This window comes from Leifsonia sp. 466MF (assembly GCF_900100265.1).
GTDB lineage: Bacteria > Actinomycetota > Actinomycetes > Actinomycetales > Microbacteriaceae > Leifsonia.
Genome location: NZ_LT629696.1, coordinates 2,477,231 through 2,499,089 on the forward strand (window position 1 = coordinate 2,477,231; position 21,859 = coordinate 2,499,089).

Below are 21,859 nucleotides of genomic sequence, written 5' to 3' on the forward strand. Positions count from 1 at the left end.
GTGGATGCGCTTGCGACGTCTGCTGACCGGAGCCCTGCTGGCGCTCGGACTCGTAGCGGGGCCGACGCTGCTCACGGCCTCGCCGGCCTCCGCACAGGACCCGGTCGATCTCGGTCCCAGCCACGTCGTCGATCAGGCGCAGGTGCTCAGCGGATCGGACGAGTCGACGATCACGGCGGCCGCGAAAAAGCTCTACGACGATCACCGCATCGACCTCTACGTCGTCTACGTCGACCGGTTCACCGATCCGACCGAGGCCGCCGACTGGGCCAACGAGACGGCCGCGCGCAACGGACTCGGGCAGCGCGACTACCTGCTCGCGGTCTCCACCGAGGGCCGCACCTACTACCTGTCGGGCGACGACAACGGCCCGGTGAGCGCCGACCAGCTCGACTCCATCGAGCGCAACGACATCGAACCGAAGCTGCACGACGGCGACTGGGCCGGGGCGGCCGTCGCCGCGGCGAACGGGCTCGGCGACGCCGTCGGCGGAGGTGGTGGCGGCGCCGTGTTCTTCTGGGTGTTCCTCATCGGCGTGCTGATCGTCGGCCTCGTCGTGTTCCTACTGGTCCGCTCACGCGGTTCCCGCAAGAAGAAGGCCGCCGCGGGGCCGACCACGCCGCAGAGCGAGTTGCAGACCATCTCCCTCCCCGACCTCGAACGGCGAGCCGGGTCCGCGCTGGTGCAGACCGACGACGCCATCCGTACGAGCGAGGAGGAGCTCGGCTTCGCCACCGCACAGTACGGGGCGGATGCGGTGGTGCCGTTCCAGTCCGCCCTCGACACGGCGAAGGGGCAGCTGCGCGAGGCGTTCACGCTCAAGCAGCGGCTCGACGACGCGGAGCCCGACACCGACGAGCAGCGCCGCGAGTGGAACATCCGGATCGTCCAGCTCTGCGCCACCGCCAATCAGGCACTGGATGCGCAGGCCGACGCCTTCGACGAACTGCGGGCGATCGAGAAGCGCATCCCCGAGGCGAGTGCCGAGATCGCCACCCAGGCCGCGGCCCTCCGGCAGCGTCTCGCGGCGACGCGCGGCACGCTCGACGGACTGGCGCAGCGGTACACCGACGCCTCCCTCGGGACCGTTCACGACAACATCGACCAGGCGACGCAGCGCCTCGACTTCACCGACACCGCGCTGGCGGGCGCCGCGCAGAAGGCGGCGGCCGGCGATGCGGGCGCCGCGGCGGTGGGCGTTCGCGCCGCCGAGGAGTCGGCGGACCAGGCGGGACTGCTGCTCGACGCGGTCGACCGGCTCGGCTCCGACCTGGCCGCCGCGCAGCAGTCGCTCGACGGCACCCTCGCCGAGCTGCGGAGCGACCTGGCGGAGGCGCGCGCGCTCGCCGCCTCCAGCGACCCCGGCGGCGCCATCGCCGCGGCGGTCGCCGGCACGGAGCAGACCGTGACCGACGTGCAGGCGGCCCTCTCCGCCGGACGCGTCAACCCTCTCGAACTGGCCCAGCGGCTCGACGCCGCCAACCGATCCATCGACGGGGTGCTACAGGGCGTCCGCGATGCCCGTGCCCAGGCGCAGCGCGCCCAGTCGGCACTCCAGCAGACCCTGATGACCGCGAAAGCGCGCGTGTCGGCGTGCGAGGACTTCATCACCGCCCGGCGCGGAGCCGTCGGCGCCGAGGCGCGCACCCGGCTGGCGGAGGCTGCCCGGCTCGTGGTCCAGGCCGAGCAGACCGCGGCGACCGACGCCGTGTCCGCCCTGGCCCAGGCCCAGCGCGCGGCGGAGCTCGCCGACCAGGCGACACAGCTCGCCCAGCAGGACGTGGGCGGATTCCAGCCGGACCTCGGCGGGATGGGCGGAGCAGGCGGCGGCCTCGGCGACATCTTCGGCGGCGGCACCTCCGGGCGCGGCGGCGGGAGCGGCACGATGGGCGCCATCCTCGGCGGCATCCTCATCGACTCGGTCCTGCGCGGCGGGATGGGCGGCGGCGGAGGCAACTGGGGCGGCGGCGGTTTCGGCGGTGGCGGTTTCGGCGGAGGCGGCGGCCGCACCCGGAGCGGCGGCGGCGGCTTCAGCGCAGGAAGCTTCGGCGGCGGGGGCACCCGCAGCCGGCGTGGCGGCGGACGGTTCTGAACCGCCGGACACATCTCACAAGCGCCCAACGGGGGCGGGAGCGAAAGGAAGAGCACATGGCGAAGCAATCCATCTTCGGACGGATCTCGCAACTGTTGCGAGCGAACATCAACGCCCTCCTCGATCAGGCGGAGGACCCGGAGAAGATGCTGGACCAGATGGTCCGCGACTTCACCAACAGCATCGCCGACGCCGAGAGCGCCATCGCCGAGACGATCGGCAACCTGCGACTGCTCGAAGACGACCACCGCGAAGACGTGGAGGCCGCGGCCGAGTGGGGCGACAAGGCGCTCGCCGCCAGCCGTCAGGCCGACCAGTACCGCTCCTCAGGCGACACCGCGAACGCCGACAAGTTCGACAACCTCGCCAAGGTCGCGCTGCAGCGGCAGATCTCGTCGGAGAACGAGGCGAAGGCCGCCGAGCCGCAGATCGCCGCGCAGACCGAGGTGGTCGAGAAGCTCAAGACCGGGCTCAACGCCATGAAGGAGAAGCTGGAGCAGCTGAAGAGCAAGCGCTCCGAGCTGATCGCCCGCGCCAAGAGCGCGCAGGCGCAGGCGCAGGTGATCGATGCCGTGAAGAGCGTCGACATCATGGACCCGACCAGCGAGGTCTCCCGCTTCGAAGAGAAGATCCGCCGGGAGGAGGCCAAGGTGCGGGGCGCGCAGGAGCTCGCCGCATCCAGCCTCGACTCGCAGTTCGAGCAGCTCGACGACCTCGGCGAGATGACCGAGGTCGAGGCACGGCTCGCCGCGCTCAAGTCCGGCGGAGGGTCGCAGGGGGCCGTGACCTCGGGCGCCCAGGGGTGAGCGGCGCGTCCTTCCTCGTCGTCCCGCAGTGGCAGGGGTCGGGCTCGTCACGGGCCATGCGCCTGATCGACGGCGCCGACGCCATCCGCGGCGACCTGCCGGGCACCCGCACCCACCAGGTGCCGGTGCCCGCCGCCGCGGGCGAGTCGCTCGGCAGCGGCGTCAACCGGTTCTCGTCCCTCGCGGCCGTCCGCGAGGCGACGCTGGCCGAGCTCGCGTTGCTCGAGGCGCCGGTCGTCACGGTCGGCGGCGACTGCGGTGCGGAGCTCGCGCCCATCCAGCACGCGCTCGCCGCGCATCCCGCCGGGTCGGTGGCGGTCGTGTGGTTCGACGCCCACGGCGACCTCAACGATGTCGACTCCTCGCCGTCCGGCGCCTTCCACGGGATGGTGCTGCGCGCGCTGCTCGGCGACGGACCGGACGGGCTCGCCTCGACCGGGCCGGAGGTTCTCGCTCCCGCTCAGCTGATCCTCGCGGGTGTCCGGGCGCTCGACGACGGCGAGTCGGCCTTCGTGGACCAGGCCGGCATCCGCGTCGTCGCACCCGGCGAGCTGGATGACCCGGAGGCGACCGTGAACGCGGTGGCGGCCACCGGCGCGACGTCGGTGTACCTCCACATCGACCTCGACGTGCTCGACCCGTCCACCATCGACGGGATCGGCTACCCGGAGCCGTTCGGCGTGCTCCCGGAGCGGCTCACCGAGGCGATCCGCGCACTCCGCCGGCGGTTCGAGCTCGCGGGCGCGGGCCTCATGGAGTTCGCGCCGGAGAACCCGGACGCCGCAGCTCACGACCTCCCGGTCATCCTCCGCATCCTCGGTGCGCTGACCGGCCCGACCGCGTCGCAGGCCGCGGCCGGCTCCGACGGAGCGCGGTAGCTTGGGAGCCATGAGCGAGCCCAAGATCCTGACCGAGCGGCGCGGGCACGTGCTGCTGATCGGCCTGAACCGGCCGGAGAAGCGGAACGCGGCCGACTTCGAGCTGCTGAGCCAGCTGGCGCTGGCCTACGGAGAGCTGGAGCGCGATCCCGAACTGCGGGTCGGTCTCGTGCACGCCGTGGGCGAGCACTTCACGGCCGGGCTCGACCTGGCCGACCTCGGGCCGCGCATCGGACAGGACGGGCTCTCCTTCGTCGGCGAGGACGGCATCGACCCGTGGCAGGTCTCGGGGCAGCAGCTGACCAAGCCGGTCGTCATCGCCGTGCAAGGCACCTGCCTCACCCTCGGGATCGAGCTCATCCTCGCCTCCGACATCGCGGTGGCGGCACGCGGGACGCGGTTCGGTCAGATCGAGGTCACGCGCGGCATCCTGCCGTTCGGCGGCGCCACCCTCCGCTTCCCCCGGGCGGTGGGATGGGGCAACGCGATGCGCTACATCCTCACCGGCGACCTCTTCGACGCCGCCGAGGCGCACCGCATCGGCCTCGTCCAGGAGCTCGTCGAGGACGGCGAGCAGTTCGACCGCGCCCTGGAGCTGGCCGAGCGGATCGCCGCACAGGCGCCCCTGGCGGTGCAGGCCGCGCTGGCCAACGCGAAGCGGGCCGTGCGCGACGGGGATGCCGCGGCGGAGGCCGAGTTGCAGCCCGCCCTCGTCCGGCTCGTCGGCAGCGAGGACGCCCGGATCGGCATGGAGGCGTTCCTGACCCGCACGGAGGCGCACTTCGTCGGCCGCTAGCCATCCGATCCGCGGGCGCGCGACGAACCCCACGGACGACACGACGCACCACATCCGACACACCATCGACAGCGGCAGGGAGAAGACATGAGCGAGATCAAGGACTACGACGTCATCGTGATGGGTGCGGGAGCCGTGGGCGAGAACGTCGCCGACAGGGCCGCTCAGGGCGGCATGCGGACGGTGATCGTGGAGTCCGAGCTCGTCGGAGGCGAATGCTCCTACTGGGCGTGCATGCCCTCCAAGACGCTGCTGCGGAGCGGGGCGCTGCTGCGCGCGGCCCAGAAGGTCGGAGGGACGCGCGAAGCGGTCACCGGTCCGCTCGACGTGGCCGCGGTGCTGAAGCGCCGCGACGACATGACAAGCAACTGGAACGACGACGGCCAGGTCGAGTGGCTGAACGGCGCCGGGATCGACCTGGTGCGCGGGTGGGGCGTCATCACCGCGCCGCGCGAGGTCACCGTGACGGCGGAGGACGGCACGGTCACGGTGCTCCGCGCGAAGCACGCGGTCGCGGTCTCCACCGGATCCGCCGCGCTCATGCCCGATATCCCCGGGCTCCGCGAGAGCGAGCCGTGGTCGAGCCGTGAGGCGACGAGCGCCCAGCGCGTGCCGGTCTCCCTCGCGATCCTGGGCGGCGGTGTCGTCGCCACCGAGATGGCCACGGCCTACGCCGGCTTCGGCACCGAGGTGCACCTGATCGCACGCAGCGGCCTGCTGGGCGGCGACGAGCCGTTCGCCGGCGAGATGGTCGCCGAGTCACTCACGAAGCTCGGAGCCACCCTGCACCTCGACTCCGGCGTCGAGCAGGTGGAGCGCACGGACGACGAGGGCTTCCGCATCCGCCTCGACGACGGCACGGTGCTCGAGACCGACGAGTTCCTCGTGGCCACCGGGCGCCTCCCCCGCACGTTCGGCATCGGACTCGACGCGTTCGGTCTGGAGGACGGCGCCTGGCTCGACGTCGACGACAGCATGCGCGTGCTCGGAGGCGACGGCCGGCCCGTCGACGGCGGCTGGCTGTACGGCGTCGGCGACGTCAACCACCGCGCGCTGCTCACCCACCAGGGCAAGTACCAGGCCCGCGCCGCCGGCGACGCCATCGCCGCTCGCGCCAAGGGACGCGACGTCTCGCTGGAGCCGTGGGGCGCCTTCGTCGCGACGGCCGACCACGAGGCCGTCCCCCAGGTCACCTTCACCGACCCGGAGGTCGCCTCCGTCGGGCTGACCGCCGCTCGCGCCGAGAAGGCGGGCTACCGCATCCGGGTCGTCGACTACGACATCGGGAGCGTGTCCGGTGCGCACGTCGTCGCCGACGGGTACGAGGGCAAGGCCCGCATGGTCGTCGACGAGGACCGCAAGGTCGTGCTCGGGGTGACCTTCGTCGGTCAGGACGTCGGCGAGCTCCTCCACTCGGCCACCGTCGCCGTCGTCGGCGAGGTGCCGCTGGACCGCCTGTGGCACGCCGTCCCGTCGTACCCGACGGTCAGCGAGGTGTGGCTGCGGCTGCTCGAGACCTACGGAAGACCCGAGAAGTGAGCGGTTTCGACCGCACGCCGCTCGGCCGCATCCTGCTCGATTCGCCGGTGAGCCGCGCCGGATACCTCTATGCGACCGCGGTCGGCCTCACCTGGGGATTCCTCTGGAGCACCGGGCGCATCGAGCGTCGCGCCGGGCTCACGGTGTTCCGCGGCATGCCGAAGGCGACCTTCGGCCGCGGCGGGTCGTGTGTGGGCGGCGTGTACCTCACCGACCACAACGTGAGCGACGACGTGCTCGAGCACGAGGCGATCCACAAGCGGCAGTGGCAGCGGTACGGGATGCTGTTCCCGCTGCTCTACTTCGTCGCCGGCCGCAATCCCCTCCGCAACCGATTCGAAATCGAGGCGGGCCTCGAGAAAGGCGGGTACCGATGACGCGCACCATCGTGATCACGGGCGCGAGCTCCGGCATCGGAGCCGTGGCGGCCGAGCAGCTGAAGGCGGGCGGCGACGAGGTCGCGGTCGTCGGCCGCAACCCCGAGCGCACCCGCGCAGTCGCGGAACGCATCGGAGCGACGCCGTTCCTCGCCGACTTCGAGCGCCTCGACGACGTGCGCGCCCTCGCGGCGGCCCTGCTCGACCGGTACGACACGATCGACGTGCTCGCCAACAACGCCGGCGGGCTCTACCACGAGCGCGAGCTGACGGTGGATGGGCACGAGCGGACCATCCAGGCGAACCACCTCGCGCCCTTCCTGCTCACCGCACTGCTGCGGCCGCGACTCGTCGAGACCGCGGCGTCCGGACGGGATGTGCGGGTGGTCTCCACCGCCAGCCTCGCCAACCGGTTCGGCAACCTGCGCATCGACGACCTGGACTGGGAGCGGCGCCCCTGGCAGGGCGGCTGGCGCGCGTACGGCACGGCGAAGCTGGCGACCATCCTGTTCGCCGCCGAGCTGGCCGAGCGCCTGACTGGGACCGGCGTGAGCGCCTACTCGTTCCATCCCGGAACCATCGCCACCAATTTCGGCAACTCGTCGCCGCTGATCCGTTTCGGCCACCTGGTGACGCGGAGCAGCTTCGGCATCTCGGTCGCGGCGGGGGCCGCTCCCCTGCTGTTCCTGGCCGGGCCGGCGCGGGTCGGTGCGCCGAGCGGCACGTACTTCGACCGCCTGACGGTGAACGGCCGCGTCAACCCGCAGGCGCGCAACGCGCAGCTCGGGCGCGACCTCTGGGCCGCGAGCGAGGCGCTGGTGGGGCTGGACGTCCCCGCCTGATCCCGCCGGCTGACCCCGCCGAGTTGACGCAACACGCCGCGCAATACGGACGCGTCGCGGCGTGCCGCGTCAACCAGCTCACCGACCTGGGGTGGGCGACACGGCGGACGCCCGGCGTCAGCGGAAGGACGGCGCCGCCACGGCCTCGGGGTGCATGCCGACCGTGTGGATGAGGTGGTCGCGCACCTCGGTCGCAAGCGCGAAGCCGCCGGTGACGATCGCACGCGTTTCGCCCGGCCCGTCGCACAGCATCTCGTCGCACCAGGCGCGCACGGCGCGGGCGCCGGCCTCGCCGCGGGCGCACAGCTCGCCGGTGCCGGGCCGACCGCTGCGGTGCGAGCGGATCAGCCAGGTGACGGTCATGCGCATCGGCGTCGCCAGCGGCACGACCTCCGAGGGCTCCCCGACCTCGACGAACACGCGGCCGCGCGCGCACAGCGGGAGGAGCGCGAGTTCGGCCTCCAGCTCGGTGAGCGAGGTCTCATCCCCGACGACCAGGAACTGCACGCGGTCGTCGTGGTGCGCGGTCGAGGCGGTGTGGGTGGCGTGATCGGGACGGTACATCTCGCGATCGAGTATAGGCGAGCCTTACCTAAGCTCCAACGGCTGTGAGCGCATCCTCAGCGTGCGACGCGGGTGACCGCATCCCTTCCCGAGGTCGGTCGTTCGCGGCATGATCGGAGCATGCAGCCCTCCGCCTCCTCCCCCATCGCCCCGATGCTCGCGAAGGCGGTCCCCGCCGTCCCGGAGCCCGACAGCGTGACGGGCGGCCTCAGCTACGAGCCGAAGTGGGACGGCTTCCGGGCCATCGTCTACGCCGAGGGCGACGGCGCGGTGGAGTCCGTGGAGATCGGCAGCCGCGGCTCGAAGATGCTCACGCGGTACTTCCCAGAGCTCGTGGAGGCGTTCCGCAGCATCCTGCCCGGCCCGTGCGTGCTCGACGGCGAGATCGTGGTGCCGACCGGCGAGCCCGGGAAGCAGCGGCTCGACTGGGAGGCGCTGTCGCAGCGCATCCATCCGGCCGCGACCCGCGTGAAGCTGCTGTCGGAGCAGACGCCGGCCACCTTCGTCGCTTTCGACCTGCTCGCCATCGGCGACGACTCGTACGTCGACCGGCCGTTCGCCGACCGGCGGGCGGCTCTGGAGGAGTTCGCCGGCGACCTGCCCGCTCCGATCCAGCTGACGCGCACCACGACGGATGTCGACCTCGCGCGCCGCTGGCTCGTCGAGTTCGAGGGCGCCGGGCTGGATGGCGTCGTCGCGAAGCCGCTGGCCGGGCCGTACGCGCCGAACAAGCGCACGATGCTCAAGATCAAGCACCACCGGACGGCCGATGTCGTGGCGCTCGGGTACCGCATCCACACCAGCGGCCGCGGCGTCGGCTCCCTGCTCGTCGGGCTGTTCGACGACGACGGCCAGCTGCGCAACGTGGGCGGCGTCTCGGCGTTCACCGACGCGAAGCGGCTGTCCCTGATCGACGAGCTGGAGCCGCTGGTGGAGCGCGACGAGAGCGGAGCGGCCGTCACCGGCGAGACCGACCGGAGCCGCTTCTCGGGCAGCAAGGACGTGTCGTTCGTGCGGCTGCGCCCCGAGCGCGTTCTCGAGGTGCGGTACGACCAGATGGAGGGGATGCGCTTCCGGCACACGGCGCAGTTCGAGCGCTGGCGGCCGGACCGCGAGGCGCGGTCGTGCACCTTCGAGCAGCTGGACCGGCCGATCGCGTACGACCTGGGCGACGTGCTGACCTGATCCGCCACACGACAGCGCCGTGAGGGCGTTGCGAGACACGCTCCCCGGTGGTTCCGTGATTCGCATGGCGGATGTCGAGCGACCTGGAGCCGACGAGTTCCTCCCCGAGAAACGCGACCTGCGGAGCCTGCGGGCCGCCGCGCCGGACTGCCGCGGCTGCGAGCTGTACCGGGATGCGACGCAGGTCGTCTTCTCTTCGGGTCGCGCGGGGGCCGCGCTCGCCCTCGTCGGCGAGCAGCCCGGCGACCGGGAGGACATCGAGGGCGAGCCGTTCGTCGGGCCGGCCGGGCGCCTGCTCGACCAGGCGCTGGAAGCGGCGGGGATCGACCGCGGCGACGTGTACGTCACAAACGCGGTGAAGCACTTCCGCTTCCACCGCCAGGGCAAGCGGCGCATCCACGAGAAGCCGGCCGTCGGCAACATCGTCGCCTGCCACCCGTGGTTGGAGGCGGAGTTCGCGGCGGTCCGCCCCCGGCTCGTCGTCTGCCTGGGCGCGACGGCCGCTCGGAGCGTCCTCGGGCGCCCGGCGCGCATCCAGGAGGAGCGGGGACGCGTCCAGGAGTCCGCAGAGGGCCGGCCGGTACTCGTCACGACGCACCCGTCCGCCCTGCTGCGGCTGCGCGACGATCCGGGATGGGATGCCGCGTTCGACGCGTTCGTCGCCGACCTGGAGACGGCGGCGAAGGCGGCCTCCGGTCTCGCGGCGGACTGACCCGCTACGCCTTCTTCGCGCGGCTCGGCTGCACGCGCGGCGGCTCCCCCGGCATCTTGGGGTAGTCCGGAGGGAACGGCAGCTCGCCGAGGCCGTTCGACAGGTCGCGCTCCCACCAGCCGAGCAGCACGTCGATCGTGCCGGGGTCCGCAGCGAAGTGCTCCCACGGGTCGCCGACCGTGCGCAGTCGCTCGGGCATGGTGAGCACCGTGAAGTCGCGCGGGTCGACGTGTTCCAGCTCTTCCCACGTGATCGGGGCCGACACGGAGGCGTGCGGGAGCGCCCGCGGGCTGTAGGCGCCGGCCATCGTGCGGTCGCGGTTGGCCTGGTTGAAGTCGACGAAGATGCGCTCCCCGCGCTCCTCCTTCCACCACGCCGTGGTCACGCGGTCCGGCATCCGTCGTTCGAGCTCGCGCGCGGCGGCGATCACGGCGTGCCGGACGTCGAGGAATTCGCGCTGCGCCACGATCGGCGCGAAGACGTGCAGTCCCCGATTGCCGGAGGTCTTGATGAACGCCGTGAGCCCGGCCTCCTGCAGCACCTTCCGCAGCTCGATGGCGGCGGGCACGGCGTCGGCGAAGCCGGTACCCGGCTGCGGGTCGAGGTCGATGCGCAGCTGGTCGGGGTTGTCCGAGTCCTCGGCGCGCGACGGCCAGGGGTGGAACACCACCGTGTTCATCTGCGCGGCCCACACGGCGGCGGCCGGTTCGTCGATCACGAGTTGTGGATGCGAGCGGGCGCTCGGGTACGTCACCGTGACGGAGCGCACGTAGTCCGGCACCCCGCGCGGCGGGTTCTTCGAGAAGAACTGCTCCCCGTCGATCCCCTCCGGGAACCGCTGAAGCGACACCGGCCGGTCGCCGTTCGCGCGGACGAATGCGTCGCCGACCTCCACGAGATAGTTCGCGAGATCGAGCTTGGTGATGCCGGCCCCGGGGAAGATCACCCGCTCGGGGCTCGAGATCCGCACCTCCCTGTCGCCATCGGGACCCGGGACCGTGAGGACTACAGCGCCGCCTGCCATGCGACCACCGTACCGCCCGAACCGCCGGTGTCCGTGATGTGAATTCCTTGTGGGATCACACGTGGTCGCTTGAGCGGTCTCACAAGTGGGACAGAATGGCAGAGCGGGCGCGCATCCGTGCCGCCCGCGAACGAGGTCCTTCGAGAAGAGGTGCATGACCCTGAGGATCGTGAGCTACAACCTCCGCAAGCACGCCGCGAGCGGGGAGCTGACGGGCATCGCAGAGGCGTACGACGTCGACGTCCTGTGCCTGCAGGAATGCGACAGCGACGCCCTTCCCGAACGCCTGCACCACCTGGTGCTCGCCGACACCACCCGGGCCAACCGGCTGGGCCTCGCGGTCTACGTGCGCGACGACCGCTACGAGATCCTCCACAGCCAGGTGTTCGCCGTGCAGAAGTCGCTGCACGACCGCGTGCTGGCGCCGGCCAACGAGCGCCTGCTGGCCGTGCACCTCCGCGACCGCGACAACGGTGAGGAGATCCTGGTGGGGTCGTTCCACGCCGCACCCCTCACCGCGCTGAACTCGCTGCGGCGCAAGCAGATCGCCGCCGCCCACGACGGGATGCGCTCGCTCGCCCCCGACACCCCGGCGGTCATGGTCGGCGACTTCAACTACCCCTGGTTCATCCGGGGCCTGGAGCGGCACCTCACGACTTCCGGCTACACGCTGAAGCGCACGACGCAGCCGACCTACCTGCGCTACAAGTTCTTCTCCGGCTACTTCGACTTCGTGACGTCGACCGGCTTCGAGATCGAGCGGGTGGATGTGCTGCCCGCCGGCGCCTCGGACCACCGGCCCATCCGGCTGGACGCCGAGCTCGCGGCCTGACGGCGCCGACCGCTGGCAGGATGGTGGCGTGACCGACACCGTGCCCTCCGCCCTGCTCGTCATCGACCTCCAGAAGGGCGTGCTGCCCGGCTGCTTCGACGCTGACGGCGTGCTCTCCCGCGTCCGGCAGCTCGTCGACCGCGCCCGCGCCGCCGCCACCCCGGTGGTCTGGGTGCAGCACGAGGCGGACGGTATGGAGGAGGGCAGCGAGCCCTGGCAGCTCGCCGACGGGCTCGTCCCTGTCGACGGCGAGCCCCGGATCCTGAAGCACTATCGCGACTCCTTCGCCGACACCGACCTCGACGAGGTGCTGGAGCGTCTCGACGTCGGTCGCCTCGTCGTGACGGGAGCGCAGAGCGACTACTGCGTGCGGACCACGGCGCAGAGCGCGGCCGTGCGCGGCTACGACGTGGTGCTCGTCTCCGACGCCCACACGACCACCGACAGCGAGTGGGGCGGCGTGGAGCTCACCGGTGAGCAGATCGTGGCGCACGCGAACCGGTACTTCGACGGCCTCCGCTACCCGGGCCAGCTGTTCGGGGTGGCCGAGGCGGCATCCGTTCCCCTCTGACCCGGCGGGGACTCGTCGTCCCGCCGCCCCGGGCGTACGGTGAGGGCGTTCGACGACTGGGGTGGTGTCGATGGAGTTCCCCGCGTGGCTGACCGACTGGCTGGCCGGCGACGACTACACGATCGCGCGCGAGATCCTGGAGCGCGGTGTCGCCGCGCTGTACCTGGTGGCGTTCGTGTCGGCGGTGAACCAGTTCCCCGCCCTGCTCGGCGACAACGGGCTGCTGCCCGCCCGGCGTTTCCTGCGACATCCCTACGCCCGGAAGCAGCCGACGCTGTTCCGCTGGCGTTACTCGGACCGGCTGCTGCGCACGGTCGCCTGGACAGGCGCGGCGCTCTCTGCGCTGATCGTCGCGGGCGTGGTGCAGCTTGCGCCCACCTACGTCTTCGTCCCCCTCTTCCTGATCGTGTGGTTCCTCTACCTCTCGATCGTGAACATCGGGCAGACGTTCTACGGCTTCGGCTGGGAGAGCCTGCTCTGCGAGGCGGGGTTCATCGTCGCCTTCCTCGGCGCGTGGGACACCGCTCCCCCGATCACGATCGTCTTCTTCATCCGCTGGCTGGTGTTCCGGCTGGAGTTCGGCGCCGGGATGATCAAGATGCGCGGCGACCGGTCGTGGCGCGACCTCACCGCGCTGTACTACCACCACGAGACGCAGCCCATGCCGAACCCGCTCAGCCGCTCGGCGCATCTGCTGCCGAAGTGGTTCCACCGGGTGGAGGTGCTGGGCAACCACTTCGCGCAGCTGATCGTCCCGTGGTTCCTGTTCTTCCCGCAGCCGGTCGCGAGCGTCGCCGCGGGCGTCATGATCCTCACGCAGCTGTGGCTGGTGCTCACCGGCAACTTCGCGTGGCTGAACTGGATCACGATCGTGCTCGCGTTCGCCGGGATCAGCGACCCGGTGTTCTCGTGGCTGTTCGGTGGAGCTGAGGTCGGCGGGATCGGCGCCGCCGACGTCCCGCTCTGGTACGCCGTGGTGGCGGTGGCGGCGACCGTGTTCCTGGTGGTCCTGAGCTGGCCGCCACTGAAGAACCTGTTCTCACGCCGCCAGCTGATGAACGCGAGCTTCAACCGCTGGCACCTGGTGAACGCCTACGGCGCGTTCGGCAGTGTCACCAAGGAGCGCTACGAGGTGGTCGTCGAGGGAACGACCGACGACCCGGGCGACCCGGAGGCGCGCTGGCTGGAGTACGCCTTCAAGGGCAAACCCGGCGACGTGCACCGCATCCCCCGCCAGTTCGCGCCGTACCACCTGCGGCTCGACTGGCTGATGTGGTTCCTGGCGCTCGGCTCGCGTGACTCGCCCTGGTTCGAGGTGCTCCTGCTGCGTCTGCTCGAGGCGGACCGGCCGACCCTGAAGCTGCTCCGGCACGATCCCTTCGGAGGGGAGCCGCCGCGGGCGATCCGCGCCCGGATGTTCCTGTACCGCTTCAGCACGCACGCCGAGAAGCGGGAGACGGGCGACGTGTGGGTGCGGTCGGAGGTCGGCGACCTGGTGCCGCCGGTGAGCCTGCGCAGCGGTCAGTAGCCGGTGCGCTCCTCTTCCAGTTTGGCGAGATCCCGCCAGATGAGCAGCTTGAGCCGCGCCGGCCTCTCGCGCTCGTAGTCGGCCTTCAGCGCCTCGGCGCCCGAGAACGCGTCCAGCCCCGCCTCGATGGCGCGCCCGACCTCGTCCCACGCATCCTGCCGGCCGCGCTCGACGAGGGCGAGCAGCTCCTCCTCCGAGTCGGCCTTCGCCCGCAGCGCCGCCGCCAGCTGGATGGCCGCATCCCGTCGCAGCCGCAGGTTGTCGGCATCGACCCGGCGGTAGTCGTGCGGGTGCTCGGCGTCGCCGCTCAGCTTCTCGGCCGCCTCCAGCTCCTCCTCGATCCGCCCGGCCGCGACGCCCTGCTCGGAGGCCAGCTCGCGCAGCATCGCCGCCGCCTCCATGGCATGCATCGCCGGGTCGTACGAGTTGCCGTACTGGATCGTGTCGACGACGATGTGGTTCTTTACCGCCATGCGCGTGGCGTATTCCGCGAGCAGCATGCCTTCCTCGACGGACTGCTCGAGGCTCGGCGCGGGCGGCTCGGGCAGGGCGTGCTCGTCGAACGGACGCGTGCGTGTCGTCTTCTCGACACGCCTGCGGAACCACTTCGGCCAGCGCATGGGACTCCTCGAACCCGGCGCCCGTACGACGCCGTCCTCCCATTCTGGCCGATCGGCTCGCGGGATTCAGCGGCCTGTGAAGAACCCGTTCGCACGGCGCGTGAACAGCAGCACGATGATCAGCAGCGACCACAGGATCTGGACGATCCCGCTCGCGAGCTGACCGGAGAAGAGCAGGATGACGCCGTTCACGATGTCGACGATCATCACCACCGTCACCACGACGCGCGCGCCGGGGCTGCCGCGCAGCAGTCCGCGCGCCACGATGATCACGATGATGCCGAGCAGGATCGAGATGATGGCCGCCGTCGTGATGCCGGCGACACCTCCGCCCGCCGAGCCGGCCACCTGATCGCGCGTGATCAGCAGGATCACCCCGCCGATGACGTTCAGGATGCCGTTGATGTAGGTGAGGACGGCCACGAACGTGACCGACCCGGGACGTACCGCCATGCCGACCCCTCCACTCCGCCGCAGTGCTCTTCTCGCCCGGGCGCTTCACCGGTAGCTTGGCGGATATGGCCGGTTATCGCTATGAGTTCGAGGCGGAGCTGTTCCGCTGGGCCTCCCGCCGGGAGCTGTGGGTCTTCGCGCAGCTGCCCGAGGAGGTGTCGGAGGAGATCCGGCTGCAGCCGCATCCACCCGCCGGTTTCGATTCCGTCAAGGTGTCGGTGACGCTGGGCGGCTCGCGCTGGTCGACGTCGATCTTCCCGCAGGCGGACGGCACGTACGTCGTGCCGATCAAGAGCGCCGTGCGGCGGGCGGAGGGCGTGAAGCTCGGCGACCGGGTGCGGATCGGCGTCGAGACGCTGCTCTAGCGCTACCGCGCGCCGGACATGATCGTGTTCAGCGCGAGCACGATGATCAGCCCGTTGAAGAAGTAGCTCAGCACCGAGTGCCAGACGATGGTCCAGCGCATCCGGGTGCTGAGCACCTCCACGTCGGATGCCGCGAACGTCGTGCCGATGGTGAAGGCGAAGTACACGAAGTCGACGAACCGCGGCACCGGCGCCGGGGTGCCGTCGGGGTGCGGGAACCGCAGCATCGGCTCCGCGGCGGCGAAGTAGCGCTGGTAATAGATCTGCGAGAAGCCCCAGTGCAGGAACCCCCAGGCGAGCAGCATCGACCAGACGCCGACGAAGTCGGTGACCGACCCGATCTGCGGGTCGTTGTGGAGCGCGAGCACCTGGATCGCGGCAGCCAGCCCGATCAGACTCGAGAGGATCGTGGCCGTCATCGACACGACACGAGCGAGACGTCCGGTCTCCCAGCGGGCCGGGCGACCGCCGGGAGGGGCGGGGCGTCGCGCGACACGTCCGAGCACGATGAGCACGACGATGAGGTAGATCGTCCCGATGCCGCACCAGGTCGCGAGGAGCTCGAGCGTCGTGGCATCGTCCTCGGCGAGCACGACGAGCCAGACACCCACGACGATCATCGCCAGCTGGGCCAGGAGGCTCGCGGCCAGGCCGAGGACGACCCACGGCCGCCGCACGGGCGCGCTCTGCGACATACCTGGATGCTAGCGGTGCCATCCTCTATCGCTGCGCAGGGCAGGATGGAGTGGTGCAGCCTCTCATCGTCGTCGCGGCCGTCGTCCGCGACGGTGACCGCGTTCTGGCCTGCCGTCGGGCGCCCGGGAAGGATGCCGCCGGACGCTGGGAGTTCCCGGGCGGCAAGGTCGAGAGCGGAGAGTCGCCGGAGGCCGCGCTCGCGCGGGAGATCGCGGAGGAACTCGGGGTGCGCATCCACGTCGGTGCGCTGCTCGACCGCACGGTGACCGCGCGCGCAGGCGGCCGCGCGATCGACCTCGCCTGCTTCGACTGCCGGCTCGACGGGGACGCACCGGTCGCGAGCACCGATCACGACGAACTGCGCTGGATGCCCATCGAGCGTCTCGGCGAGCTCGACTGGGCGGAGGCGGACCTCGCCGCCGTCGCCGTACTGACCCGGGAGGTCACGTGAGAGCCCTGTACTACGAACGCTTCGGCGGGCCGGTGGAGGTCGCGGAGCTTGCCGACCCGGCCGTCCCCGACGGCGGTGCCGTCATCCGGGTCGAAGCGTCCGGTCTCTGCCGCAGCGACTGGCACGCGTGGGCGGGCCACGACGACTCGGTCGCCCTGCCGCACGTCCCCGGTCACGAGTTCGCGGGCGTCGTCGAGGCGGTCGGCAGCGGTGTCTCGCGCTGGCGGCCGGGCGACCGGGTCACGGCTCCCTTCGTCAACGGATGCGGCGAGTGCGAATGGTGTCGCGCCGGGCAGGCGCAGGTGTGCCCGGAGCAGACGCAGCCCGGCTTCACCCACTGGGGATCGCACGCCGAGCTCGTCGCCGTGCGCGCCGCCGACACCAACCTGGTGCGCGTGCCGGACGGCCTCTCCGCCGACGCCGCCGCGAGCCTGGGCTGCCGGTTCGCCACGGCGTACCGAGCGGTGACAGCTCGGGCGCGCATCCAGCCTGGGGAGTGGCTCGCGGTCTACGGCGCGGGCGGCGTCGGCCTGAGCGCGGTCATGGTCGCCTCGGCGCTCGGCGCGCGGGTGGTGGCCGTGGACCGCTCCCCCGCCGCCCTGGACCTGGCCGCGCGTCTCGGAGCGGAGCACACGGTCGTCGCCGCCGCGGACACCGCCGACCGCGTGCGCGACCTCACCGGCGGAGGTGCGCACGCCACGATCGACGCGGTCGGCTCCCCCGACACCGCGACGACCGCCATCCGCTCGCTGCGCCGCCTCGGCCGTCATGTGCAGGTCGGGCTGCTGGCCGCCGCCGTGCCCGAGCTCCCGCTGGATCGCGTCATCGGATGGGAGCTCGAGATCCTCGGCAGCCACGGCATGGCCGCAGCCGCCTACCCCGAGATGCTCGACCTGGTGGCCGCGGGCCGTCTGACCCCGCAGCAGCTGGTCGGCGGTGCCGTCGGCTTCGCCGAGGCCGCGCACCTGCTCGAAACGGCGGACACCGCGCCGCCGACCGGCATCGCGGTGCTTCACCCCGCGGGCTGACGCGGCGGCGGCTCCGCACGGCCTGCCCGCAGGAAAGGGAGGAGCCGAGCGGCCCGCAGCCGCCTGCGTCCTCCCTTTCCCGCGTCCGCCCGGCGTGTCCCGCGGGATCCCCTCCGTTTCCCACGACCCGCGGCCGCCGTCCCCGCGGCCGTCCCCGCCTCCGGAACCGGTCCACCGCGCGGACGGGAACGGAGGCGATCCGGCTTCACCCCGCCCGTTCAGGCGGGAAACGGAGGCGCTGGGAGGCCGAAGAACGCGGAATCGCCTCCGTTTCCGCGGAGCATCCGGACGGCGAATCCGTCGAGCCGGAGCGACCCCGCTACGCCCGCCAGCCCGCATCCCCCTCCCATCCGGCAGGATGAGCACATGCGCATCGCCGACTTCCCCCGCCCCGACACCAACGCCTCCCGCGCGGCCCTCGAGATCGCGACCGAATACCACACGCCCTCGCTGCTGAACCACGTGCAGCGGTCGTGGCTGTGGGCGGAGGCGTTCGCCGCTGTGCGCGGGTTCGAGCCCGATCACGAGCTGCTCTACGTGTCGGCGCTGCTCCACGATCTCGGCATCGCGCCGGAATTCGACAACAACACGCTCGCCTACGAGGATGCGGCCGGTCACGTCGCCATCGCCCTCACCGCGGGCGCGGGATGGCCTGCCGACCGCCGCGTGCGCGCCCATGAGGTCATCGTGCGGCACAACTGGCCGGAGGTCGACCCGGCGATGGATGTCGAGGGGCACCTGCTCGAGATCGCGACCGCCCTCGACATCTCCGGGGCGCGCCACAGTGAGCTTCCCCCGGAGTTCCTCCGCGAGGTGGTGACCGCGTACCCGCGGCTGGAGCTGGCCGCCGAGTTCGGCTCGTGCGTCGTCGACCAGGCCGAGCGCAAGCCGGACACGTCGGCCCGCCGGCTCGTCGACGGCGGGGTGCAGCGGAAGCTCCGCGACAACCCGCTGGAACGTATCCTCGAAGGGTGACCCTCTCCCTCGCCGAGCGCCCGACGCTGGCGCCCACCCGGCTGGCGGAGTCGGAGTGGCGTTCGCGCGAGCAGGCGCACATCGAGCGCGCCGACGCGCTGACGGCCGCGCACCGCGAACGGGCGGCACGCGGCGAGAAGCACCCGGTGTGGGACTTCCTGTTCACGTACTACTCGTACGCGCCGGCGCAACTGCGCCGCTGGCATCCGGGCCCGGGCGTCGAGCTGGAGGGAGCGGACCAGGATCCGCGTGCCGCCTGGCGCTGGTACACAGCCGGGTCCATGCCCGGCTCACTCGTCGTCGACCGCGTCGGCCTGGAGCACGAGAAGGCGACACTGCTGCGCGGCGTCGAGCGCATCCTCCGCTCGACGGCCGCGCGGCCGGGACGGTTCGGCTGCTTCGGTCTGCACGAGTGGGCGATGGTCTACCGGCAGGACGAGCACCGGCATCCCGTGCCGTTGCGTCTCGGTCAGGATGCGACGGATGCGGTGGTGGAGTCGCACGAGCTGCGCTGCACCCACATCGACGCGTTCCGGTTCTTCACTCCGGACGCGGTACCGCTCAACCGATTCGCGCCAACGCGCGAGACGCAGCCGGAGCTGGAACAGCCGGGATGCCTGCATGCCGGGATGGACGTCTACAAGTGGGCGATGAAGCTCGGCCCGCTGGTGCCCGGTGAGCTGCTGCTCGATGCGTTCGAGCTGGCCCGCGACATCCGGCTTCTCGACATGCAGGCCTCGCCCTACGACATGCGGCCGTGGGGCGCGGAGCCGGTCGCCATCGAGACGGCGGAGGGCAAAGCCGAGTACGTCCGGCGGCAGCGCGCGTTCGCCGAGCGCTCGAATGCACTGCGAGGCCGCATCCTCACCGCGTGGCGCGGCGACGAGGCCGAGGCCGCGCCCGACCCCGCGCGCGCGGCCGGCTGAACGCATCCACCCGGCCGCGCCTCAGTTCTCAGCTCAGCCGCCCTTCTTCTTCCCCGGCGACGTGGGCGTCGGTGTGCTGCCGCCACCCGGCGTCGGGTTGCCCGTCGCGGCAGCGCCCTGCCCGTTGCTGATCGTGAGCGTCACCGAATCCCCGTCTTCGAGCGACGCACCGGCGGCGGGGTCGCTCGAGGCGACCGTCCCGGCCGGCTGGTCGCTGGGCACGGGCGCGGAGTCGACGGTCACGTCGAGACCGAGGCCCTCGAGCAGCTTCTGCGCGACGTCCGGGGCCTTGCCCGTCACATCCGGCATCGTGATCTGGTCGCCGTAGAGCACGGCGTCCGTCGGCTCGGTGAAGTCGCCGCCGCCGTACGCCGCGTTCAGGGCCTTCAGGATCGGCTTGGCGATCGAGAACTTCACGTTGCCCCCTCCGATGCCCTTGAAATACAGCGAGCGGAGGGGCGTCGAGCCCGAGACGTTCCCGACCCACGTGGCCGTCGCGACCTTGGTGGTGGATGTGATGAGCCAGTTCTCCAGGGAGTCGTCGGTGGTGCCGGTCTTGGCCATGATCGGGATGTCGTCGTACGGGTTGGCGCTCGCCGCCGTCCCTCCGCCCTTGATGACGCCCTCCAGCGCGTAGGTCACGCCCGCCGCGATCTCCGGCTTGAGGCCCTGCGTGCAGGTGGTCTTGCTGACCTTGTGGTCGCTGCCGTCGGCGTTCACCACCCGGTCGATCGCCACGGGCGTGCAGACCACGCCGTTGTTGGCGATGCCCGCGTAGGCGGTGGCCATCGTCAGAGGCGAGATGTAGTTCGTCCCGAGGATCATCGACGGCGTCTGCACCCACGGGTTGCTCTTCGAGGCGGGATGCACGCCGAGCCCCTTCGCCGCGTTCACGATCGAGCACAGGTCGACCTTCGTGCCCATCTCGGCGAAGGCGGTGTTGACCGATTCGGCGGTCGCGGCCATCACCGAGAGCCGGCTGGCCGATCCCTCGTCGTTGGTCACCGGCCAGTCGGGGCCGTCGATGTTCGCGCAGGTGTTGGTGAAGTCGGAGGTCGGGAAGACGTGCTGCGAGGCGTTCACCGTCTCGTAGAGGCTGTGGCCGGCCTCCAGCCATGCCGCGAGGTCGAAGGCTTTGAACGTCGACCCGGTCTGGAAGCCCTGCGATCCGCCGTAGTCCTCGTCGGTGTTGTAGTTCACGGCCGTCGTGCCGTCGATGGGTGTGTCGGTGTTGTTGAAGCTGCGGTTCTGCACCATGGTCACGATGCGGCCGGTGCCCAGCTCCAGCGCCACGTTGCTCGCGCCCAGGTCGATGCCCGGACGGGAGCCCGGGATGTACTTGCTGAGGGAGGCCTGCGCCACCTGCTGCAGGTCGAGGTTGAGGGTGGTGTAGATCTTCAGGCCACCGCGGTTGAGGGTCTGCCAGCGATCGTCCGCCGTCGCGCCGTACGCGGGGTCGGTGAGGATCACGTCGCGCACGTAGTCGCAGAAGAACGCGGCGTTGTACTGCTGCGCCGCCGCGCATCCCTGGGTCGTCGGCGTGATCGCCGGCTGGATGGGCGTGGCCTTCGCAGCGTCGCGCTGCTGCTTCGTGATCGTGTGCGTGATGTACATGCGGTCGAGCACGTAGTCGCGCCGCTCCTTGGTGAGTTTGTAGCCGTTGGCGGCGCCGTTGTCCTTGCTGTCCGGCTGGTCGATGCGCAGGTTGGCCGGGTTGTTCAGGATGGCTGCGAGCGTCGCCGCCTGGGCCAGATCCAGCTTGGCGGCGGTGGTGTTGAAGTAGTACTGGGCAGCGGCCTGGACGCCATACACCTGGCCGCCGAAGCCGACGACGTTGAGGTAGCCGGTGAGGATGTCCTTCTTGGTGTAGGTCTTCTCCACCTCGACCGCGTAGCGCATCTCCTGCACCTTGCGCTGAAGGGTCACTCCGGCGGCGTCGGCGTAGCAGGCCTGCACCTTCTTCTGGCTGGTGAGCGCCTCGCACTTCTCCACTTCGACGTTCTTCACGTACTGCTGCGTGATCGACGACCCGCCCTGCACGTCACCGCCCGCGACCGTGGAGACGGCGCCGCGCAGGGTGCCCCAGATGTCGACGGCCCCCTCGGTGTAGAAGCGGGGGTCCTCGGCCGAGACGGTCGCATCCTTCACCGTCTGGGCGATCTGGTCCCAGGTGACGTCCTGCCTGTTCTGGGCGTAGAACGTGGCGATCGGCACATCCTGACCGCCCTGCTTCGCGTACACCGTCGAGTTCTGCGCGAACTGCTGGATGTGCAGGTCCGCCGGGAGCGCGTTGAAGTCGCTGGCGCCGGCCGCCGCCGCCACGCCGATTCCCAGGAAACCGGGCAGCACGAACAGGGAGCTGAGCACGGCTGCGACGAGCGCGAGACCGAGGAACTGCGCGATGAGCCCGCCGCGGGTGCGCGCGGGCTTCAGCTCGAAGCGCTTGACGGGCTCCAGCCGCTCGTCGATGGCGGCCAGGCGGGGATTGCGGGGTCGATCGGATGCGGGCACGCCCTCCAACAAACCAGCCGACCCTGGATGAGTCCAGGGGTTTGGGTGTGCGTCGCTTTGGAGACGTTCAGGATGCGCACATCCCGCC

General features: G+C 71.3%; 23 protein-coding genes. 17 read left to right on the top strand and 6 right to left on the bottom strand.

The features are described 5' to 3' along the window. The first annotated feature begins 4 nt into the window (after positions 1–4). From BLR91_RS11845 to BLR91_RS11875, 7 genes are all read left to right on the top strand, one after another. A complete protein-coding gene (locus BLR91_RS11845) occupies positions 5–2,092 on the top strand; it encodes a TPM domain-containing protein (RefSeq protein WP_089875164.1) in 2,088 nt (695 codons plus the stop codon). A 56-nt stretch (positions 2,093–2,148) separates the two neighbouring features. After that, positions 2,149–2,898: a PspA/IM30 family protein gene (locus BLR91_RS11850; RefSeq protein ID WP_089875162.1), complete on the top strand. Its 750-nt coding sequence runs from the start codon at positions 2,149–2,151 to the stop codon at positions 2,896–2,898. Then, complete coding sequence (locus tag BLR91_RS11855; protein ID WP_089875160.1) at positions 2,895–3,776, top strand: arginase family protein; 882 nt, start codon at positions 2,895–2,897, stop codon at positions 3,774–3,776. Before BLR91_RS11850 ends, BLR91_RS11855 begins: the two co-directional genes overlap by 4 nt. Positions 3,777–3,786: 10 nt before the next feature. Continuing rightward, positions 3,787–4,572, top strand: a complete 786-nt coding sequence (locus tag BLR91_RS11860; protein WP_089875157.1) for a crotonase/enoyl-CoA hydratase family protein — start codon at positions 3,787–3,789, stop codon at positions 4,570–4,572. A gap of 87 nt (positions 4,573–4,659) precedes the next feature. Next, positions 4,660–6,111, top strand: coding sequence for a dihydrolipoyl dehydrogenase family protein (locus BLR91_RS11865; protein ID WP_089875154.1), 1,452 nt, complete (start codon positions 4,660–4,662; stop codon positions 6,109–6,111). Next, a complete protein-coding gene (locus BLR91_RS11870) occupies positions 6,108–6,488 on the top strand; it encodes a Fe-S oxidoreductase (RefSeq protein ID WP_089875152.1) in 381 nt (126 codons plus the stop codon). Before BLR91_RS11865 ends, BLR91_RS11870 begins: the two co-directional genes overlap by 4 nt. Beyond that, entirely contained in the window at positions 6,485–7,330 is an 846-nt protein-coding gene (locus BLR91_RS11875) for an SDR family NAD(P)-dependent oxidoreductase (protein ID WP_089875149.1), read from the top strand. The genes BLR91_RS11870 and BLR91_RS11875 overlap by 4 nt, the downstream gene beginning before the upstream one ends. Before the next feature lie 117 nt (positions 7,331–7,447). Here the strand turns inward: BLR91_RS11875 and BLR91_RS11880 are convergent, their stop codons facing one another. After that, positions 7,448–7,894 carry an SIP domain-containing protein gene (locus BLR91_RS11880; RefSeq protein ID WP_089875147.1) on the bottom strand — a complete coding sequence of 149 codons (447 nt, stop codon included), beginning with the start codon at positions 7,892–7,894 and terminating at the stop codon, positions 7,448–7,450. A gap of 120 nt (positions 7,895–8,014) precedes the next feature. On the opposite strand from BLR91_RS11880, the gene BLR91_RS11885 reads away from it, so the two are divergent. Further along, the gene (locus tag BLR91_RS11885; protein WP_089875145.1) at positions 8,015–9,079 is read left to right on the top strand and encodes an ATP-dependent DNA ligase; all 1,065 of its coding nucleotides are present in this window, start codon (positions 8,015–8,017) and stop codon (positions 9,077–9,079) included. A 64-nt stretch (positions 9,080–9,143) separates the two neighbouring features. After that, the gene (locus BLR91_RS11890) at positions 9,144–9,791 is read left to right on the top strand and encodes a UdgX family uracil-DNA binding protein (protein ID WP_089875143.1); all 648 of its coding nucleotides are present in this window, start codon (positions 9,144–9,146) and stop codon (positions 9,789–9,791) included. 4 nt (positions 9,792–9,795) lie between these two features. On the opposite strand, the gene ligD is transcribed toward BLR91_RS11890, so the two are convergent. Further along, positions 9,796–10,815: a non-homologous end-joining DNA ligase gene (gene ligD / locus BLR91_RS11895; protein WP_172823209.1), complete on the bottom strand. Its 1,020-nt coding sequence runs from the start codon at positions 10,813–10,815 to the stop codon at positions 9,796–9,798. Positions 10,816–10,969: 154 nt separating this feature from the next. Here ligD and BLR91_RS11900 point away from each other — a divergent pair, with 154 nt between their 5' ends. From BLR91_RS11900 to BLR91_RS11910, 3 genes are all read left to right on the top strand, one after another. Next, the gene (locus BLR91_RS11900; RefSeq protein ID WP_018190295.1) at positions 10,970–11,647 is read left to right on the top strand and encodes an endonuclease/exonuclease/phosphatase family protein; all 678 of its coding nucleotides are present in this window, start codon (positions 10,970–10,972) and stop codon (positions 11,645–11,647) included. A gap of 28 nt (positions 11,648–11,675) precedes the next feature. Continuing rightward, entirely contained in the window at positions 11,676–12,218 is a 543-nt protein-coding gene (locus tag BLR91_RS11905) for a cysteine hydrolase family protein (protein ID WP_089875140.1), read from the top strand. Between the two features lie 70 nt (positions 12,219–12,288). After that, positions 12,289–13,746, top strand: coding sequence for a lipase maturation factor family protein (locus BLR91_RS11910; RefSeq protein ID WP_172823210.1), 1,458 nt, complete (start codon positions 12,289–12,291; stop codon positions 13,744–13,746). On the opposite strand, the gene BLR91_RS11915 is transcribed toward BLR91_RS11910, so the two are convergent. Beyond that, the gene (locus BLR91_RS11915) at positions 13,740–14,366 is read right to left on the bottom strand and encodes a hypothetical protein (RefSeq protein WP_018190292.1); all 627 of its coding nucleotides are present in this window, start codon (positions 14,364–14,366) and stop codon (positions 13,740–13,742) included. The two genes, BLR91_RS11910 and BLR91_RS11915, sit on opposite strands and share 7 nt — an antisense overlap. 66 nt (positions 14,367–14,432) lie before the next feature. Further along, positions 14,433–14,819, bottom strand: a complete 387-nt coding sequence (locus BLR91_RS11920) for a DUF7144 family membrane protein (protein WP_018190291.1) — start codon at positions 14,817–14,819, stop codon at positions 14,433–14,435. Positions 14,820–14,884: 65 nt separating this feature from the next. On the opposite strand from BLR91_RS11920, the gene BLR91_RS11925 reads away from it, so the two are divergent. Then, positions 14,885–15,184 (top strand): DUF1905 domain-containing protein, encoded by a 300-nt coding sequence (locus tag BLR91_RS11925; protein WP_089875136.1) that lies wholly within the window; start codon positions 14,885–14,887, stop codon positions 15,182–15,184. 2 nt (positions 15,185–15,186) lie between these two features. Here the strand turns inward: BLR91_RS11925 and BLR91_RS11930 are convergent, their stop codons facing one another. Continuing rightward, the gene (locus BLR91_RS11930; RefSeq protein WP_089875134.1) at positions 15,187–15,879 is read right to left on the bottom strand and encodes a DUF1345 domain-containing protein; all 693 of its coding nucleotides are present in this window, start codon (positions 15,877–15,879) and stop codon (positions 15,187–15,189) included. Positions 15,880–15,932: 53 nt separating this feature from the next. On the opposite strand from BLR91_RS11930, the gene BLR91_RS11935 reads away from it, so the two are divergent. The 4 genes from BLR91_RS11935 (at position 15,933) to BLR91_RS11950 (ending at position 19,260) form a co-directional block, all read left to right on the top strand. After that, on the top strand, positions 15,933–16,331 hold the full coding sequence (locus BLR91_RS11935) for a (deoxy)nucleoside triphosphate pyrophosphohydrolase (RefSeq protein ID WP_231918895.1): 399 nt from the start codon (positions 15,933–15,935) through the stop codon (positions 16,329–16,331). Then, entirely contained in the window at positions 16,328–17,359 is a 1,032-nt protein-coding gene (locus BLR91_RS11940; RefSeq protein WP_089875130.1) for a zinc-dependent alcohol dehydrogenase family protein, read from the top strand. Before BLR91_RS11935 ends, BLR91_RS11940 begins: the two co-directional genes overlap by 4 nt. A gap of 366 nt (positions 17,360–17,725) precedes the next feature. After that, positions 17,726–18,334, top strand: a complete 609-nt coding sequence (locus BLR91_RS11945; protein WP_089875128.1) for an HD domain-containing protein — start codon at positions 17,726–17,728, stop codon at positions 18,332–18,334. Next, positions 18,331–19,260, top strand: coding sequence for a 3-methyladenine DNA glycosylase (locus tag BLR91_RS11950; protein WP_089875126.1), 930 nt, complete (start codon positions 18,331–18,333; stop codon positions 19,258–19,260). The genes BLR91_RS11945 and BLR91_RS11950 overlap by 4 nt, the downstream gene beginning before the upstream one ends. 33 nt (positions 19,261–19,293) lie before the next feature. On the opposite strand, the gene BLR91_RS11955 is transcribed toward BLR91_RS11950, so the two are convergent. Then, positions 19,294–21,771 carry a transglycosylase domain-containing protein gene (locus BLR91_RS11955; RefSeq protein WP_089875124.1) on the bottom strand — a complete coding sequence of 826 codons (2,478 nt, stop codon included), beginning with the start codon at positions 21,769–21,771 and terminating at the stop codon, positions 19,294–19,296. Between the last annotated feature and the right edge of the window lie 88 nt (positions 21,772–21,859).

Excerpts from the sequence above, each read along its gene's own strand:
- BLR91_RS11845 (WP_089875164.1), top strand. The coding sequence starts at position 5 with ATGCGCTTGCGACGTCTGCTGACCGGAGCCCTGCTGGCGCTCGGACTC.
- BLR91_RS11850 (WP_089875162.1), top strand. The coding sequence starts at position 2,149 with ATGGCGAAGCAATCCATCTTCGGACGGATCTCGCAACTGTTGCGAGCG.
- BLR91_RS11860 (WP_089875157.1), top strand. The coding sequence starts at position 3,787 with ATGAGCGAGCCCAAGATCCTGACCGAGCGGCGCGGGCACGTGCTGCTG.
- BLR91_RS11865 (WP_089875154.1), top strand. The coding sequence starts at position 4,660 with ATGAGCGAGATCAAGGACTACGACGTCATCGTGATGGGTGCGGGAGCC.
- BLR91_RS11875 (WP_089875149.1), top strand. The coding sequence starts at position 6,485 with ATGACGCGCACCATCGTGATCACGGGCGCGAGCTCCGGCATCGGAGCC.
- BLR91_RS11880 (WP_089875147.1), bottom strand. The coding sequence starts at position 7,894 with ATGTACCGTCCCGATCACGCCACCCACACCGCCTCGACCGCGCACCAC.
- BLR91_RS11885 (WP_089875145.1), top strand. The coding sequence starts at position 8,015 with ATGCAGCCCTCCGCCTCCTCCCCCATCGCCCCGATGCTCGCGAAGGCG.
- BLR91_RS11890 (WP_089875143.1), top strand. The coding sequence starts at position 9,144 with ATGGCGGATGTCGAGCGACCTGGAGCCGACGAGTTCCTCCCCGAGAAA.
- ligD (WP_172823209.1), bottom strand. The coding sequence starts at position 10,815 with ATGGCAGGCGGCGCTGTAGTCCTCACGGTCCCGGGTCCCGATGGCGAC.
- BLR91_RS11900 (WP_018190295.1), top strand. The coding sequence starts at position 10,970 with ATGACCCTGAGGATCGTGAGCTACAACCTCCGCAAGCACGCCGCGAGC.
- BLR91_RS11910 (WP_172823210.1), top strand. The coding sequence starts at position 12,289 with ATGGAGTTCCCCGCGTGGCTGACCGACTGGCTGGCCGGCGACGACTAC.
- BLR91_RS11915 (WP_018190292.1), bottom strand. The coding sequence starts at position 14,366 with ATGCGCTGGCCGAAGTGGTTCCGCAGGCGTGTCGAGAAGACGACACGC.
- BLR91_RS11920 (WP_018190291.1), bottom strand. The coding sequence starts at position 14,819 with ATGGCGGTACGTCCCGGGTCGGTCACGTTCGTGGCCGTCCTCACCTAC.
- BLR91_RS11925 (WP_089875136.1), top strand. The coding sequence starts at position 14,885 with ATGGCCGGTTATCGCTATGAGTTCGAGGCGGAGCTGTTCCGCTGGGCC.
- BLR91_RS11930 (WP_089875134.1), bottom strand. The coding sequence starts at position 15,879 with ATGTCGCAGAGCGCGCCCGTGCGGCGGCCGTGGGTCGTCCTCGGCCTG.
- BLR91_RS11945 (WP_089875128.1), top strand. The coding sequence starts at position 17,726 with ATGCGCATCGCCGACTTCCCCCGCCCCGACACCAACGCCTCCCGCGCG.